This window comes from Burkholderia oklahomensis C6786, from assembly GCF_000959365.1.
Classification (GTDB): Bacteria; Pseudomonadota; Gammaproteobacteria; order Burkholderiales; family Burkholderiaceae; genus Burkholderia; species Burkholderia oklahomensis.
In genome coordinates this window covers 890,016-904,431 of sequence record NZ_CP009556.1, presented here as the reverse complement: position 1 = coordinate 904,431, position 14,416 = coordinate 890,016, and the positions used below count along the sequence as shown (strand labels likewise).

Below are 14,416 nucleotides of genomic sequence, written 5' to 3'. Positions count from 1 at the left end.
ATCGCAAAGGAGCGCACATGAGCAGCATCTACTCGATTCGCCCTGATTCGGGATCCGAAAGGATTGCGCTGGAGTGCATCTGGGACGGCGACGGCCCACTCGCGGGCGGCTACTCCAGCTTCGTCGCGCTGCCGCGCGCAGGCAAGCTCGATCTGATCGCCTACAACAGGGCCACGCAGAAAACTGACGTCTATGCGCTCGGCGACGGCGCGCCATGGATCGGCCCCGTCGATTCGAAGATCGATCTCGCGGGCGGACCGTGGGACAGCGTCGCATCGTTCGTGCTCGGCAACGTGCCGTATCTGCTCACGTATCGCGCGGACGACGGCACGTTCGGCTTCTTCGCAATCAGCGCCGATCTGACCGCGTCGCCGCCATACAGGTTCGCACTGCCGCGCAACACGCCGACGCGCGGCTTCACGACCGTCGTGCCGTTCACTTCGCTCGGCCAGCAGTACATCCTCGGCTACGACTTCGACACGGGGCGCGTCGCGAACTTCAGCGTCGCCGTGACGCCCGCTTCGGCGGGCGGCGCGCCGCCGCTGCTCGCGCTGAACGTCTGGTATCACGAGTGGGCGAAAGGCTGGACGCAGTTCTCGTTCTTCCAGCTCGGCGGCGCGAACTTCTTCTTCAAGATCAACACGGCGAAGCTCAACGTCAACATCGACCACATCCAGGACAATCCGGCGTTGGGCACCGTCGAGGTCGGCAGCTATCTGCAGAACCAGCTCCCCGACGCGCTGAAGATCACGAACGCGGCATGCGTGCCGTGGGCGCATGGTGCGCCGACTCTCGTCACGTATATCGCTGGCGACGGCGCGACGGCCGTCTACCGGATCCATGCGGACTGCCTCGGCTGGACGCGCATCGGCGCTGCGACGACGGTCGAGGGCGCGTCGCACGTCGTGCCGTATCGCGTCGGCGACGCGTCGTATGCGCTGTTCTATCAAGGTTGAACGATCGAGGGACATGCGATGAACCCGAACACCGTACCGCCCGCCGCGCGCGACCTCGCGTGGATCAAGCGCGCACTGCAAACCGCGATCGAGCTCGAATACTCGACGCTGCCGCTGTATCTGTCCGCGATGTTTTCGTTGGAAGTGCAGAACTACACCGTGTACAACGCGATCCGCAGCATCGCGATGGAAGAGATGGTGCACATGGCGATTGCCGCGAATCTGCTCGCGGCGCTCGGCGGATCGCCGCAATTCAAGACCATCCAGGTCGCATATCCGACGACGGGACTGCCGGGCGGCGCGGAGCCGGACCTGCGCGTCGGCCTTGCGCGTTACTCGAAGCCGCAGTTGAAGAACTTCCTGCGCATCGAAACGCCCACGTTCCTGCTACGCCAATTGGTTCGCGACGAAAGCCATCCGACGATCGCCGCGTTCTACGCGAGCATTCGCGATGCAGTCGAGCGCAACGCGGACGCGGTGCGCGCGGCGGTGCAGACGGGCGGCCCGGCGAACCAGGTCGGCGACGACATCGGCTTCACGACGGTCACGTACACGCCGGGCGTCGATCCCGTCGAATCGTTCCACGCGGGTATCGACGAAATCCTTCAGCAGGGCGAAGGTTCGGGCCGCGGCGACGTATTCGCCGGCGATCCGTTCGAAGACGAAGAATCGCACTATGCGCGCTTTGCCGAGCTCTACTATGGCGCGCGCTATCAGGCCCCGTCGCCGCCCGTCGACTTCAATCCGAAGAACGAGCCGCTCTTCTTCGGCGGCCCCGCGATCGCAGCGCCCGTCGTGATCAACACGCTCGCCGTGCCGCGCGACGGCTACGCGAAAATCCTCGCGCTCGATCCGGACCGTACTGCAGTCGAGAACGACCTGAACGCGTTCGACACTGGCTTCTCGACGATTCTGTCGACGCTCGATGCCGTGTGGAACGGCCTGTCGTCCGGGTCCTGGAAAACGCTTGGCGCGGCCGTGCACGGGATGGTCGATCTGCGCGTGCTGTCGTGCTTCAACATCATGCGTCACCCGGTGCCGGCCGCCGCCGTCGCGCAGCTTGCCGAGCTGTATCCGGACGAGATCGGCTACTTGCACACTTATACCGAGCTGTCGAAGCCGGTGTTCTATGGTCCAAGGTTCGTCAACGTGAATGGCAAGCAGGCGTCGTGAGCAGTCGGCACGACGACCGGCGTTGGGCGGCGCGCGCAAAGCGCGCCGCTCCTTTGTCTTCGAATTCGCATTCGTGCGCGACGCGGCCCGATCGAATCTGCGCACGCCACTGCAATCGTTTCGCGTTCGCTCGCCTTCAGGTCTTGTAGCTGTCGTCACGCCGCTCGAGCTTGCGGATCAGCGCGGGCCACACGAACGCGCCGCCCAGGCCGCCCGTCTGCACGGACGCCGCTTCGGCACTCGTCGCGACGATCTCGGGCGGCACCTCGATCAGTTCTCCGCCGTGTTGGGCGGCAATCTGGATCTGGCACGTCGTCTCGAACAGATACATCGCGAGAAACGCATCCGCAATCGATGGGCCGACCGTCAGCAATCCGTGATTGCGCAGCATCAGGAACATCGCACGCCCGAGATCGGCCTGCAGGCGCGACTTTTCTTCGTCCTTCAACGCGACGCCTTCGTAATCGTGATACGCAAGCGAATTCAGCACGAACGTCGATTGCTGCGACAGCGGCAGCACGCCGCCGCGCTGCGCGCTGACGGCCACGCCCGCGCGCGTATGCGTGTGCAGCACGCATTGCACGTCTTCGCGCGCGGCGTGCACCGCGCTGTGAATCACGAAGCCCGCGCGATTCACCGGATACGGCGAATCGTCGACCTTGTTGCCCGCCTGATCGACCTTCACGAGCGACGACGCGGTGATCTCCTCGAACATCATCCCGTACGGGTTGATCAGGAAATGGTGATCGGAGCCGGGCAGGCGCGCCGAGATATGCGTGAAGATCAGGTCGTCCCAGCCGTGCATCGCGATGAGGCGATAGCAGGCCGCCAGATCGCAGCGGAGCTTCCATTCGGCCGGCTCGAAGTTGGCGGCGGATGCGGTGCTCATAGCGGATTCCTTTCGTTGCCGGCGGTTGCCGCGCAACCGCTTCCGATGCGTTGTGGACCCGCGTGTGTCGCGCGTCCGTCTCGTGAAGACGGCGCGGCGTCGACGCGAATCTGCGTGAGCTCGTCGAATCCGTGCGCCGTGCGCGGCGCGGCGTCGCGACGGATCCGCACGTCACCCTATCAGTTTCGCGCGCCGATGTGCATCGGGTTTGCGAGCGTCCGCGCCCGCGTGCGTGCGCTTCAAACGTTTGAAACGGGACGGAACGCATGCGGCGAAACGGCGGCATAATGACGAGCAATGTCATCGAAACGAAACGACTCGCCGCCGATCCGCGCGGCCGCGCGCACGACGCCGACGCGACGCGCCTCCCTCGACGCCCTCCTTCGCGAGATTCGCGCATGCACCGTCTGCGCGCCGCACCTGCCGTGCGGGCCGCGGCCGGTCGTGCGCGCGCATCCGCACGCACGCATCCTGATCGTCGGACAGGCGCCCGGCGCGCGCGTCCATGCGTCCGGCATTCCATGGGACGACGCGAGCGGCAAGCGATTGAGAGAGTGGCTGAACGTCGACGATGCGACGTTCTACGACGAATCACTGTTCGCGATCGTCCCGATGGGTTTCTGCTACCCGGGGCGCGGCGCGAGCGGCGACAACCCGCCGCGTCCGGAATGCGCGCCGCTTTGGCTCGACAGATTGCTGAGCGAACTGCCCGATATCCGGTTGACGCTGCTGATCGGGCAATATGCGCAGCGACGCTTCCTCGGCGCGCGCCGCAAACCTTCGGTTACCGAAACAGTGCGCGCGTGGGCCGAGTACGCGCCCGAGTTCATTCCGCTGCCGCATCCGTCGCCGCGCAATCAGGGCTGGCTCAAGCGGCATCCGTGGTTCGACGCCGACGTGCTGCCCGCGCTGCGCGGCAAAGTGGCCGGACTGCTGCCTTCGCCCGAAGGACATCGGCAGACGAAACGCTGACCGCCCGCAAGCATTCGACTTCGTTCGCGTTCCGAAACAGTTCCCCGAACGACTTCGCCGCGAGCGTAACGCTCGCGGCGAAGTCTCGTTCAAGCAGCACGCGCATCGCGCGCCGCTTGCCGCCATACGCTTCCCGTCAAGCCGGAAGCTGCGGCACCGTCACCGACGTTCCGGCAGGATCGAGCATCAGCCCGGTGCCCGGCGTCGGCCGCAGCGTCGCCTCGTTGTCGCTCGACAGCACGACGAGCCCGAGCCGATGCCCCGCTTCGAGCCTGTAGTCGCGCGGCATGAACGTCAGGCGCAAATCGTACGGCATGCCGGCCAGCACCGGCTCCGAAAACCAGCTCGACAGGCGGTTGCGCGGATCGGTCCATGCGCGGGTGACGATCGTCGCGCTACCGTCCGGCGCGCGATCGACCAACAGCGCGGTCACGTTCGCGGTCGCCGAGAACGTCAGGCGAACGCGCGCGGTCACGCTGCCCGAGATCCGCGTCGCGCTCGCGACCGGCGCCGTTTCGAAGCGGCCGCGATGCTCGCCCGTGCTCGCGTTCGCCAGCGTGAGCGCAGTGATCCGCGCATCGTCGGTGAACTTCACGAGCGGGCCGCCCGTCGGCTCGCGCAGCAGCGTGCCGGTGCTCGCGCCGTCGCCGCCCGCGAAATACGTGACGGCCGCCGCGCCGCGTGCGGGCCAGCTCGCTTCCTTCAGCAGCGTGCCGTCCGCCTGCTCGATCACCGCGCCCGGACTGCGCTCGACGCCGTTGTCGTAACCGAGCAGATAGCGCGTGAACCAGCGATTCACCTGCGCGGTCCACGCGTCGGCCATCGCGGGCACGCGGGTCGGATCGGTGTGGCGCGCGCGGTGCAGCCACAATTGCGCCGGCACGCCCTGGCGCCGCATCGCGAGATACCACGACGTCGACTGATCGGTTCTGACATTGTCGTCGGTGAGCCCTTGCGCAACGAGCGCGGGCGCGACCGCGAACGCAGCCGGAATCTCGCGCGCCGCCCAGAACGCCGAATAGTCGCCCGTCTTGCGATCCTCTTTCTGCAGCGCCTCGTCGATCAGGTGCGTGCAGCGCTCCGGATGCGGATTCGTCAGCAGCGCCTTGATGTAGACGTCGACATCCTCGCCCTGATAGCCGTCGGGCGCGCGCACGAGCCCGCCCGATCGGTAGTAGCCGTACATGTTCGACAGCCCGGCGACGGGCACGATCGCATCGAGCCCGCGCGTGCGCAGGCTCGCGACCATCTTCGGCAGCGTGCCGTCGTACGACACGCCATACATGCCGACGTGGCCCGTCGACCAGCTCGCGACGATAGGCTTGCCGTTCGCATCCTTCGCGGCCGCGCCGCGTCCGAGCCAGCGGATCACCGATGCCATCGCCACCGATTCATCGCGCGTCAGGATCGTCGGGCAGCCGTCCGAACCGGCCGTGCCGAGCGAGTCCGCATACACGACCGTGAAGCCGCGCGGCACGAAATAGCCTTCGATCCACGAGCGTCCCGCGGCGGCCGCCTCGACCTGCTGCCAGATCCGCGTCTGCGGCGCGGCGGCCATGATTCGTGCGGAGACCGAAGCAGCCGGATGCGGCGTGCCGTCGAGCTCGACGTCGACGTTATGGTTCGGGCTGTCGGCGAGACCGTTGTAATACGGACTCGCGAGCACGATGACGGGCGTACGCGCTCCCGACGCGGTTTCGGTCGGACGCACGATGCGCACGTGAATCCGGTCCTTCACGCCATCGCCGTCGGAATCGACGGGCGTCTCGACCCATGCCTCTTCGGCAATCGTGCCGCCCGACAGCGACGGCTGCACCTGGCCGTTCTCGATCACGGGCCGATAGCGGCCGCCGCTCGACAGATCGGCATACGGCACGCCGGACGGCGAGAAGCGCGCGGCGATCTGCGGCGCGCCGGCCGCCGCCGCGGCCTCCTCCTGCTGGACCTGAGCAAGCGCGGACGCGCCCGGAACGCCTGCGCCGTCGTCGCCGCCGCACGCGGCGAGCGTCGTGGCGGCAACGAGCGCGGCAATCCATGCGCGACGCGGTTCGGTTCGATGAAATCTCATTGTTGTCCTTATTTAGATGATCGTCGGGAAACGGTCATCCCGTGCGGGATGGCGTCGTGTTGAACATGCCGGCGGACGCTGCCGGCGGCACCGCGAGCACGTCGGCATCCGGGCGATGCCGGGCGTGTTCACGACGCGATGCTTCGGCGCTGCCGGCGCGGCACGACCGGCCGGCAGCGCCACGATGCGGGCGTTGCGTGACAGAGGGAGCCGCGCACCGGCTCGCTGCGCCAAGGCCCGCATCCCGCAAGACGGGCATCGGCGATGCGAACGCGAAGCTTCCTCGCTGCAACGCCCGCGTTCGCTCACTGCGCAGCGGCGTTGACCGCGTTGCCGGCGTCGAGCAGCCCCGCGCCGCAGATGCTCGTCGAACAGTTCGATCCGCTCGAGAACGGACGCGCGCTCGACTGCAGCCGCTGCACGACTTGGGACGGCGACAGCGCCGGATTGACCGCGAGCATCAGCGCGACGGTGCCCGCGACGTGCGGCGTCGCCATGCTGGTGCCGCTGTAGCTCGCGAAGCTGTCCGCGCCCGGCGATGTCTTGCCGGCATTGAGCGTCGACAGGATGCCGACGCCCGGCGCGGAGATCTTCACGGCCGCGCCGTAGTTGCTGAAGCTCGCGCGAACGCCGTTGCTGTCGATCGCGCCGACCGCGATCACGCCTTGGCAATTCGCCGGCTGCGTCGTCGATACCGAACCGCCGTTGTTGCCCGCGGCGACGACGACGTTCGCGCCGCGCGACGTGATCTCGTTGATCGCGTTCTGATACGTCGTGCTGCACGTGCGTCCGTATCCGCCGAGGCTCAGGTTCAGCACCTTCGCCGGATTCGGATTCGACGGCGCGCCCGGCACCGACAGGCCCGCGGCCCAGCGCATGCCGTCGGCGATGTCGCTCAGCATCCCGCCGCACTTGCCGAGCACGCGCACCGGCAGCACCTTGCCGACCCACGAGATGCCCGCGACGCCGAAGCCGTTGTTCGTCAGCGCGCCGATCGTGCCCGCGACGTGCGTGCCGTGCCACGAGCTGTTGCTCGCGCCGCAGCCGTAGAACGGGCCGCTCGGATCGCCGTCTTCCTGCGCGGTCACCCAGTCGCCGGGGTCCGACGCGTCGCTGTCGCGGCCGTCGCCGTCGTTCGCGATCGCCGGGTCCGAGATGAAGTCGTAGCCGGGCACCAGATTCGCGGCGAGATCCGCATGCGGGCGATAGCCGGTGTCGATGACGCCGACGACGACGCCCGCGGAGCCGGTCGTGCGATCCCATGCCTTCGGCAGATTCGCGCCGCCCTTCGGGTTGAAGTAGCCCCACTGCTCGGAATAGCGCGTGTCGTTCGGCACGAGGAACGGATGCATCCGCGCATCCGGCTCCGCATACTCGATCGCGCCGTCCGCCGCGAAGTCGCGCGCGAGCGCTTCCGCTTCGGCAAGCGACACGTGACGCTGCAGCGACAGCACGGTCGCTCCGCCCGACATGTCGCGCTTGACGCGAAGGCCCGCTGCAGGATCGGCCGGGTTGCCCGGCGCGGATGCGGCCGCCGCGCCGAACGCGCGCCCTGCCGCACGCGCCTTGCGCGCGGCGAGCACGCGATCGATGACGGCCTGGACGTCGGCGTGCTCGGCTTTCGCGGCCGACGAATCGGTCGACGTCTTCGCGGCGCGCAACTTGACGATCAACTGATTGACCGCATCGGCCGGCCCGGGAACGAGCGGCGTGGCTGCGGTTTCCGCTTGTGCGATCGAAGCGAGACCGGCCAGCGCGGCATAGACGACGGTCGCCTTAAATGAAGCAGTGCGAATTAATTTTGACATTCCCATACTCCCCCAAACGAAATTGAACGGAATGAGTCGACGAGGTTGTGTTGTAGCTGCTTGCTTCGCTACGCTGCCGGCAAGAAAGGACACGCCGCGCCAATGCAAACGACTGGGCTCGACTGAACGACGTGTTGCCGACAAACCGTTCGCGGCCGATCGAATCGTCCGGCCGCGCGGGCCGAACGATTCGTCTTCCGTCAGATCTGCGCCATGGGAACTGGGCGAAACGGTGACCCGTTCCGTCTGCCCCACCCTCTCAGGTTCTATTTGCCGCGTTTGTATTTATCGATACGTCTTTGCGACTCGTCAGGCCCGCATCAAGCAATTGCCGCGCCGTTCGACGACAGCAAACTCGGATTACATTCCTATTTCAAAATGTCGACACGAGATCTCGAGCGACGCAGGTGCGTCGGACGGTCAAACCTGCCGGCGTCGGCCCGGCAGGCAAGGATCGCCGTCATGTCGGCGATGCGGCGCCTGCGCTGCTCGGTCTCGTTTCTTTCCATAAGCTTGCGCAAAACTTATATCGCTGAAATCCTCGTGTCAAACATTTTTAGCTAATATCAAAAAAAGTTTTGTCTCGCTTATTCGGCAAAGAATCGGCTTTCGCGTTTCGCACGAATCGACCCGCCACATTGACTGCGCATGCCAGCTTGGCAGCGCGTAGTTTCTCCGTCGCCCCGATCTCGTAGAAGAAAACGGCAACCGCGCAAGAAAGTGCTGCTTTTGAACGCGGAACAGAGATATTTCGAGCACCAGATCGCGCGAGCAGGAATAGCGTTCTTCGCCCGCTCCGCACGAGGCGCCTGCGTCATCGAACCGGCACGCATCGCAGCGGCGCGATGCGTATGTATTCCTTCACGGATGGGCCGTTTCGGCAGGGTCCCGCGTATCGCGGCCCGACTATATGTGCGGCGAGAACCGCCAAGAAAGTGCTGCTTTGCAGCAGTCCGCTTCGACTCGTGCAGGGCAGCACGTATTTCATTTCGAATATCCCTACGCCTTACAAGGAATACTCTCGCGCGATTGCACGCGTCTCTCATTACGTTGCCGATTTTTCGTCTCGTGCATGGCATCCCGAGCTTCTTCAGTCTTCGCGATCGCGGCCGCGTGTTTTCCTTTTTCATTCGCGTCGACGCGCCTTCAGATGGACGCCGCTGCGATGCTTCATCGAAGCGGCGATCGACGAGCATCGCGCATGACCGATACCCAAGCGTCATCGCATGTCGGTTCCTTCGTCGTCGAGAATTTTTCTCCGACTTCAGAAGTCAATCGCTTGCCCTTCGCGCGGGCATGACATTTTTGTCACGTTCACATGACACGAGCACTCGCCGAACGTCATCAACGAATGAACGGCACCGCCGCGACCGCCACGGCCGCGAAGAGCGAACGAAGCGACGGACGACGGCGCGGCTCCCCCATGCTTCGCATCGCATCCATCGTTCCCGCATTCGCGGGTCGCCCGGTCGCTTCGACGATTGGTTCACGGATGCGGCGTTTCATCGCAGCAACCATCGACGAAAAACGATACATGCGCACACGCCATTAATCACGCACACCGAAATGTTGAACTGTGAACGACACGCATTCTCAAAGAATATTTAACACATTCTTAATGAGTTTGAAATGAAGGTCCTTATCGTAGAAGACGAGCTGAAGACGGGCATGTATTTGAAGCGTGGGCTCACCGAAGCAGGCTTCGTTTGCGACTGGACCCAAGACGGCATCAGCGGCCTGCACCAGTTGCAGACCGAGAATTACGACCTTGCGATCCTCGACGTGATGCTGCCCGGCTGCGATGGTTGGACGGTCGTCCGAGAGCTGCGCAGGACACATCGGACGCCGGTGCTGTTCCTCACGGCGCGCGATCACGTCGACGATCGCGTGAAAGGCCTCGAGCTCGGCGGCGACGACTATCTCGCGAAGCCGTTCGATTTCGCCGAGCTGCTCGCGCGCGTGCGCTCGCTGCTCCGGCGCGGCCAGGCGACCGATGCGCCGGTGCTGCGCGTCGCGAATCTCGAGCTCGATCTCATTCAGCGCAAGGCGCGCCGCCAAGGCAACACGATCCTGCTCACCGCGAAGGAGTTCCTGCTGCTGTGGTTGCTGATGCGCCGGCAAGGCGAGATCCTGCCGCGTTCGCTGATCGCGTCGCAGATCTGGGACATCAACTTCGACAGCGATTCGAACGTCGTCGACGCCGCGATCAAGCGCGTGCGCGCGAAGGTCGATCAGGACTACGAGCCCAAGCTGATCCACACGGTCCGCGGGATGGGATACGTTCTCGAGCAGCGAGGCGAGTCGTGCGAATCGCTCGCCTGATGCGTCGGCTCGCGCCGCGCACGATGCGCGCGCGGCTCGCGATCAAGTTCGCGCTGTCCACGTCCGTGCTCCTCGCGATCAGCGGCCTGCTGCTGTACGAAACGCTCACGCGCACGTTCGCGTATTCGTCGGAGCGCGCGATGGAAACGACGCTCGCCGGCGTGGTCGCGCACATCGGCGAGGCGCGCGGCATTGCGGAGCTGCGCGAGAAGGGAACCAAGTTCTACTACTCGTTCCATAGCGACGAAAAGGTCGATTTCGCGATCTACGACGCACGCGGCACCGCGTACATGCAAAGCGGCTGGTTCGTGCCGTTTGGCGGCGTGCTGCGAGCGAAGACCGGCCCCGATCCGGCAATCGTCGACGACAAGCGCAACGCAAAGCGCTATCTCGTCGCCGACGCGCGCCTCACCGGCAATCCGGGCTTGCCGCTGCGCGTCGCGGTTCAGTACGATTTCCGCCGCGAGCAGTCGCTGCTGCGCACGTGCGCGATCAGCATCATTGCGATCATTCTCGTCGGCACGGCTGTCGCGGCGACGGTCGCGTACTGGATCGCCGCCTACGCGCTCAGGCCGCTGCGCCGCTTCGCCGCGCAGGCCGACCAGATCTCGAGCAGCCGGCTCGCGCAGCCGCTGTCCGAAACGGAAATGGCGGGCGAGCTGAGAGAACTCGCAGTGTCGTTCAACCGGATGCTCGCGCGGCTCAACGCATCGTTTACGCGGCTGAAGGAATACTCGTCCGATCTCGCGCACGACATCCGCACGCCGCTCACCAATCTGCTCGCCGAGGCACAAGTCGCGCTGTCGCAGCGGCGGTCTGTCGACGAATATCGTCAGGTGATCGAATCGAGCGTCGAAGAGTATCAACGGCTCGCAAGAATGGTCGACGACATGCTGTTCCTCGCGCGCGCGGACGGCCATCAGAACAAGCTAAACATCGAGCCGCTCGACGCCTATGCGGTGGCCGACCGGATCGTCCGCTATTACGAGACGGTCGCCGAAGACCGCGGCGTCGAGATCGCCGTCGAAGGCCAGGCGAGTTTCAACGGCGACCGGATCCTCGTGCAGCGCGCGCTAAGCAATCTGCTGTCCAATGCGATCCGGCATGCGCCCGACAACTCGACGGTCGTCGTCCGCTGCGAGCAAACCAAGCGGGACGTCGTGATCGCCGTGACCGACACCGGATGCGGAATCGAGGCCGTTCATCTGCCGCGGATCTTCGATCGCTTCTATCGCGTCGACCCGTCGCGCCACGACTCCGCGTCGGGGACCGGGCTCGGGCTCGCGATCGTGCGCTCGATCATCGCCGAGCACGGCGGCGACTGCTGGGTCGAAAGCGTGCCGAACGTCTTCACGACGTTCTTCCTGCGCTTTCCTTGCGAGCATGCAGCCGACGACGTCGATTGCGCGCCGCCGAGCCATGATTCGCGTTGGCATCTCGAACCGACTTGAGTCATTTCGCGAATCATTTTAAATTCGAATTCGACATTTTCATCAAAATGACAAAAACATCATTTGAAGGTCACGTTGCCGGAGGGTCCGTTGTTCAAAATGTCAATCATCGAATTCCCCTTCTGGATTCGATATTGATATGGAGAACGTATGAAAGCCAAATTCCTCACTGTTGCCCTCGCCGCCGCGCTCGTTTCGCCTGCGGCATTCGCGGACGCGCCGGCCGGAAAGACTCGCGCCCAGGTCTACCAGGAGCTGGTCGAGGCGAAGGCTAACGGGCTCGACTACGTGACCGATGCGTCGTATCCGGAAATCTCGCCGCTCTACGCGCCTCGCTTCGCGAACAAGGCCAAGCCGCAGCAGCCGACGCATGCGGTCGCCGATACGCGCGGCGACGCGAAGGCGGGGTCCTCGGGCAGCATGTCGGAAGCAGCCGAGGAGCAACGCTGCGTCGGCCCGCGTACGTTCTGCAACCCGTATGCCGGGTCCTGAGCGCCATGGCTGCGTCCCGCGTCATCGCGGATGAAACGTGCGGCAGGTCATCTCGCGATGCCTGCCGCTTTTTGCCGCTCGAGGATAGGGCGGTGCGAAAGGACCGCGCACGTGCGGCAAGACGGATCGGCGACGCGATCGCCTGCCGCCGCGTCAACGCGTCGCGAGGAGCTGCGGCAGATCGCGCAGGAACGCGTCGCGCGTCCGTACGCCTGCGGAACCGGGTTGCCTGCCCTCGTCTTGCGTGAGACGCGCGAACACCAGCGTTTCCTTGCCGCGCTTGATCCAGCCGACGAACCAGCCGAATCCATGCGCTTTGTCGCGCGTGCCGTCGGCCAGAAGCGGATACGCCATGCCGGTCTTGCCATGCACGACCGCTCCGTCGGCAAGCGTCGTCGTATCGACGATTCGCTCGGTCATGTCGATCGCCGTCGCGGACACAGGCAGCTTGCGATTCAGCATCTTGCTCAGGAATCCAATCTGTTCGAGCGGAGAGATCTGCAGCGACGAACCGATCCATGCGCGATCGAGGCCGTTGTTCTTGCCGGGATCGCCTGACACGTCCGCATTGCCGTAATCGAACGCCTTCGCGTATCGCGCGAACCGCTGCGCGCCGAGCGTGTGCGTGACGCGTTGCGAGTACCACACGACCGAATACTTGAGCCACCGCGTCGGATCGGTCGGCTGCTTCCACACCGCACCGCCCCAGTCGACGTAGCCGTCGCGATACGGCAGCACGGGCTCGTGCTCGTTGCGCAGGAAGCCGGCGTCGTAGCCCATCAGGCTGATCGCGATCTTGAACGTCGAGGCGGGCGTCGTGCGACGGCTGCAATCGCCGTCCTTCAGCAGGAAGTTGCCCGAGCCTGCATCGGCGATCGCCGTGCAGATCGTCTCGGCACGCGCCGATGCGGCGATGCAGCCAAGCAAAACAAGTGCGCTCGACAGCGCATGTCGGATTTTCATTGCTGGTCTTGAGGAAGTGAAGGATGACCCGATCGTTCGGCCCGAATGATCGAGTCGACGATTTTATAGCCGGCCGTCACTCTTTCGCTCAACGGATACGATTTATTCGCCAGAATCACGACGCCGACCTTCTTCGACGGCACGAACGCCGCATATGTCGAGAATCCGTTCGTCGAGCCGGTCTTGTTGATCCACGCGTCCCATTTCGGCGGCAGCGGCGGATTGAACGGCTTCGCGACGACGTCCTTGCCGATCAGATCGTTGCCCGCGAGCAGCTTGTCGAGACTCACCGGATACGGATACTGCTCCCAGATGAGGCTCTGGATCATCCCGCCGGCATCGTAGTAGCCGACGTGCGTCGCGTCGAGTGCGCGCGCCCATTTGTCGCTCAACGGTACGAGCCCCATGTTCGCGTCGATGAACTTGATCAGATCCGACGTGCACGACCTGACGCCGTATGCTTCGGACGCCAGCATGCCGGCCTTCAGCCGAATCGGCGTGTCCTGCTTCGTATAGCCTTGCGCATAATCGCCGCTCTGCTCGGCCGGCACGTCAATGTAGCTGTGCGTCATGCGAAACTCGGGAAACAGGTTTTTCTCGATCAGCGTCTCGAAGCGCTCGTTCATGCTCGCCGCCGCAATCACGCCGAGCGTGCCGATGCCGAGATTCGAATAAACGCGGTGCGTGCCCGGCGTGTGCTCGGGCCGCCAGCTCTTCAGATAATCGAGCAGCTCGGCCGTGTTCGCGATCCGGTCAGGCACGAAGAGCGGCAGGCCGGACGTCTGCGTGCCCATGTTCAGCAGGCTGATCCGATCGAAGCTGCTGCCCTGCAGCGCCGGCAGGTAGCGGCTCACGCTGTCGGCGAACGACAGTTCGCCCCCTTCCTGCGCGTACGCGGCAAGCGTCGCAGTGAACGTCTTGCTGAGCGAGCCGATCTCGAACAGCGTCCGGTCGGTGACGGGCTGCCGCGTCGCTTTCGACGCGACACCGTAGTTGTAGAAGTAATGCCGGCCGTCGACGGTCACTGCGATTGCGAGCCCCGGGATGCCGTACTTGTCCTGCAGCGGCCGCGCGACGGCATCGACGATGCGCTCGATGTCGGCCGGCTCGACGCCTCGAGCGGCGTGTGCGGCGTGTGCGGCGGATGCGATGCAGCAGCTCAGCGCGAGCCACATCCTGATGACGAACTGCGTACTCTTGAGCATGGCGAATCGGGAAGATCGGAAGGTTCGGAACCGGACCGTGGGCGCTTTCGCGTTGCGAGCGGGACGATGCGTCGCGCCCGGCGCCGCGCCGGCATGCGGCAGCGGTCTCGCATCCGC

The 14,416-nt window shown here is 65.0% G+C and carries 12 protein-coding genes; 6 read left to right on the top strand and 6 right to left on the bottom strand.

Annotation, left to right across the window (positions count from 1 at the left end):
- Positions 1-17 precede the first annotated feature (17 nt).
- The gene (locus BG90_RS21930) at positions 18-956 is read left to right on the top strand and encodes a hypothetical protein (protein ID WP_010120579.1); all 939 of its coding nucleotides are present in this window, start codon (positions 18-20) and stop codon (positions 954-956) included.
- Positions 957-974: 18 nt separating this feature from the next.
- Positions 975-2,129 carry a ferritin-like domain-containing protein gene (locus tag BG90_RS21925; protein WP_010120580.1) on the top strand — a complete coding sequence of 385 codons (1,155 nt, stop codon included), beginning with the start codon at positions 975-977 and terminating at the stop codon, positions 2,127-2,129.
- A gap of 136 nt (positions 2,130-2,265) precedes the next feature.
- On the opposite strand, the gene BG90_RS21920 is transcribed toward BG90_RS21925, so the two are convergent.
- Positions 2,266-3,018 carry a class II aldolase/adducin family protein gene (locus BG90_RS21920; protein WP_010120581.1) on the bottom strand — a complete coding sequence of 251 codons (753 nt, stop codon included), beginning with the start codon at positions 3,016-3,018 and terminating at the stop codon, positions 2,266-2,268.
- Between the two features lie 297 nt (positions 3,019-3,315).
- Between BG90_RS21920 and BG90_RS21915 the strand changes: the two genes are divergently transcribed.
- On the top strand, positions 3,316-3,990 hold the full coding sequence (locus BG90_RS21915; RefSeq protein WP_045568390.1) for a uracil-DNA glycosylase family protein: 675 nt from the start codon (positions 3,316-3,318) through the stop codon (positions 3,988-3,990).
- Positions 3,991-4,126: 136 nt separating this feature from the next.
- On the opposite strand, the gene BG90_RS21910 is transcribed toward BG90_RS21915, so the two are convergent.
- From BG90_RS21910 to BG90_RS35510, 3 genes are all read right to left on the bottom strand, one after another.
- Complete coding sequence (locus BG90_RS21910; protein ID WP_010120584.1) at positions 4,127-6,058, bottom strand: Xaa-Pro dipeptidyl-peptidase; 1,932 nt, start codon at positions 6,056-6,058, stop codon at positions 4,127-4,129.
- 305 nt (positions 6,059-6,363) lie between these two features.
- Entirely contained in the window at positions 6,364-7,872 is a 1,509-nt protein-coding gene (locus tag BG90_RS21905) for a S8 family peptidase (RefSeq protein ID WP_038802114.1), read from the bottom strand.
- A 1,338-nt stretch (positions 7,873-9,210) separates the two neighbouring features.
- Complete coding sequence (locus BG90_RS35510) at positions 9,211-9,402, bottom strand: hypothetical protein (protein ID WP_010110522.1); 192 nt, start codon at positions 9,400-9,402, stop codon at positions 9,211-9,213.
- 93 nt (positions 9,403-9,495) lie between these two features.
- On the opposite strand from BG90_RS35510, the gene BG90_RS21895 reads away from it, so the two are divergent.
- The 3 genes from BG90_RS21895 to BG90_RS21885 all read left to right on the top strand — a co-directional run bounded on the left by BG90_RS21895 (position 9,496) and on the right by BG90_RS21885 (position 12,131).
- Complete coding sequence (locus tag BG90_RS21895; RefSeq protein ID WP_010110524.1) at positions 9,496-10,188, top strand: heavy metal response regulator transcription factor; 693 nt, start codon at positions 9,496-9,498, stop codon at positions 10,186-10,188.
- Positions 10,185-11,639, top strand: coding sequence for a heavy metal sensor histidine kinase (locus tag BG90_RS21890; RefSeq protein WP_025990377.1), 1,455 nt, complete (start codon positions 10,185-10,187; stop codon positions 11,637-11,639). The genes BG90_RS21895 and BG90_RS21890 overlap by 4 nt, the downstream gene beginning before the upstream one ends.
- A 150-nt stretch (positions 11,640-11,789) precedes the next feature.
- Positions 11,790-12,131, top strand: coding sequence for a DUF4148 domain-containing protein (locus BG90_RS21885; protein WP_010110526.1), 342 nt, complete (start codon positions 11,790-11,792; stop codon positions 12,129-12,131).
- A 153-nt stretch (positions 12,132-12,284) separates the two neighbouring features.
- On the opposite strand, the gene blaOXA is transcribed toward BG90_RS21885, so the two are convergent.
- On the bottom strand, positions 12,285-13,094 hold the full coding sequence (blaOXA, locus tag BG90_RS21880) for an OXA-42 family class D beta-lactamase (protein ID WP_010110527.1): 810 nt from the start codon (positions 13,092-13,094) through the stop codon (positions 12,285-12,287).
- Positions 13,091-14,299: a class C beta-lactamase gene (gene ampC / locus BG90_RS21875; RefSeq protein ID WP_010120589.1), complete on the bottom strand. Its 1,209-nt coding sequence runs from the start codon at positions 14,297-14,299 to the stop codon at positions 13,091-13,093. The genes blaOXA and ampC overlap by 4 nt, the downstream gene beginning before the upstream one ends.
- Positions 14,300-14,416 lie beyond the last annotated feature (117 nt).